Annotated in this window: 2 protein-coding genes; both read left to right on the top strand. The window is 42.0% G+C overall.

Annotated elements, in window-relative coordinates; translation table 11 throughout:
• A partial coding sequence (locus tag WBA23_RS20465; RefSeq protein WP_424584139.1) for an L-type lectin-domain containing protein occupies positions 1-671 on the top strand: 671 nt, incomplete at its 5' end.
• A gap of 88 nt (positions 672-759) precedes the next feature.
• Positions 760-2,670 (top strand): ComEC/Rec2 family competence protein (locus WBA23_RS20460; RefSeq protein WP_424584138.1); only part of this gene is annotated, 1,911 nt, incomplete at its 3' end.

Below are 2,670 nucleotides of genomic sequence, written 5' to 3'. Positions count from 1 at the left end.
CCGCGGACTATATGCCTTCCGGTTGTATACTATTAACCCCCAATGAGCGCTACGCCGAAGGGATTGCTTACAGCACTAGCAAATTAGACTTAAAGGAATACTTCGAGATAGAGTTTGATATTTATCTGGGGGATAAAGATGACTTAGGTGCTGACGGAATTACGTTTGTAATTCACAATGATCCTCGTGAATTCCAAGCATTCGGTACTTTTGGTGAAGTTTTGGGCTACGGGCGTTTTAATTCCAACTTCGCATCTGGTAATTTTATAGCACCCTCAGTGGCAGTAGAATTTGATACCTACCAGAATGAGTTTCAGAATGACCCATTTAGCGACCACGTAGCTTTTTTGGTGAATGGGAGTAGCTATCATACCGAGTATTGGAACAATGACAATCAGCAGTTTAATCTGGAAGATGATCAAATGCATAACTTTCGATTTAGCTGGAATCCTGAAAATTATGAAATTATCGTTCGGCTCGATAATTCCATAGTTTATCAGGGCAGCCAGAACTTAGTTGATGACATTTTTAATGGAAATACTGAGGTAATTTGGGGCTTCACTTCATCCACTGGTAACAAATACAATCTACAGTACTTTTGCTTTCGTCGTATTGCCTACCAGCCATCTACAAATACCAATGCTGAAATGATCGGTCAAGCAGCGGAGTAAATTTCGGAATAGTATCTATTATCTTACAGAATAAAGGTTCGCTCCTTTTAGAGCAGTAACGGAAACTAGCCAACCGTACCTTTATCAAATGTTTCGTTGGGTTCCCTATCCATTTTTGCGTTTTACGCCATTTCTTATGCTGGGAATTGGGTTGGCTACTTACGCTAATTCCAATATCATAATTATGGCGTTAGTCGTAGTTTTTCTCGGCTACACTAGTTTCGTATTTCTACTTCCTAAAACTACGTTTTCGCGCTATCACCCCGGGGTAGCTGGATTAGCTAGTATTGCCATTGTGCTAATCGGAATTTTAAGAACCCAACAGCATGATGAATCGCGCAGTCCAGGTCATTTGCTAAACTACGCTGATTCGGCGGACTATTATATCGCCCAAATAGTGAGCCAGCCTGAACCTAAGAAGAATTCGTTCCAAGTAATGCTGGAAATAGAACAGGTAGTTGCTTCCAGCAAACAAACATGCGCTCGATCTGGCCAGGTAGTAGCTTATCAACCCAAGTCAGATAGTTGTCAATTGCTTCAGTTTGGCGATAAAATTGTCGTAAAGGGGTTACCAGATAAAATAAAACCATCTAAAAATCCTGCTGAGTTTGATTATCGTCAGTTTATGGCCTATCAGGGAGTATACCACCAGCAGTATCTTCCGGCTGATCGGTGGACAGTTATTCAATCAGGGGTTGTTCCTGCTTGGCAAGGATGGACGGGAGAGTGGCGTAGTCGTTGTCGGGAAATACTCCTACACTACGTTCAAGATAAGCGAGCGCAAGGAATCACTTTGGCTATCACGTTAGGACTAAAAAGTCATTTAGAAAAAGAGGTGCAAACTGCTTACTCGGCCGCCGGAGCGATGCATGTATTGGCGGTTTCGGGGCTGCACGTAGGCATCATTTATCTGATTGTAAATTTTCTGTTCAAGCCACTGCTTCAACTTCCGAAAGGTGGAGTACTGCTTCATACTGCAATCTGCTTACAGACTCTGTGGCTATACGCGGCTTTAACCGGATTTTCGCCATCGGTGCAACGAGCGGCAGTAATGTTCTCTTTCGTAATTGTGGGGTCAGCTTTAAAGAGACAGTCTAGCATCTATAATACGCTGGCTTGCTCGGCTTTTGTTCTGCTGTGGGTTAATCCTTATCTGATGTATTCGGTAGGTTTTCAGCTTTCGTATTTGGCGGTATTTGGCATTGTTTATTTACAACCGAGAATTTCTGCTTGGTGGGAGCCACCCAATAAATTAGTTGTTTGGGCGTGGCAGCTTACCGCAGTTTCTATTGCGGCACAAATTGCTACTTTCCCGCTTAGCTTATACTATTTTCATCAGTTTCCGGTGTATTTCTGGGTTTCTAATATCGTAGTGATTCCGGGAGCACTGGTTATGCTGCCCCTGGGTCTAGCTACTTTGATCGCAGGTTTTTCGTTTCCTGCTTTAGCAGAATGGATTGGATTGATACTAGAGAAGTTTATTTTAGTAGTAAACTTTTTAGTTTCGCTGGTACAGCAGCTTCCTGGTAGCACTGTTGAAAATATTTTTATATCTGCTTCTCAAACTTGGTTATTATATTTTGCAATAGTAGCGTTCGTCGCGCTGTTTTATTATCGTTCATTGCGCTACCTTTCACTAGCAGTGGCTGGTCTGTTTCTAATAGCAACCATACAGCTAATTCGATATTACGAGCAAAGTAGAGAAAGAAGCCTCACCGTTTATCAGGTGAGAAACGAAACTCATCTGGATTTCACCGAAGGCTTCGCTAATTTTCACTGGGGAAATTGGAGCGATAATGCTGATTATCATATTTTATCCAACCACGTCCGGAAAGGGGTGCTCACCCAGTTTTTAGCTGACAGTTTAGAAAGTAATAGTGTTGCTTTTCATTCGTCTAATGGGGTTGCCTTATTTGAATACCAAGAGAATACGGTTGCGCTAGTCAATAAAAAACTACAAAACCCACCTTCCCATTCTATTCCGGTTAACTATATTATT

The organism is Tunicatimonas sp. (genome assembly GCF_049647865.1).
Lineage (GTDB): Bacteria > Bacteroidota > Bacteroidia > Cytophagales > Cyclobacteriaceae > Tunicatimonas.
This window is presented reverse-complemented; position numbering and strand designations above follow the sequence as displayed.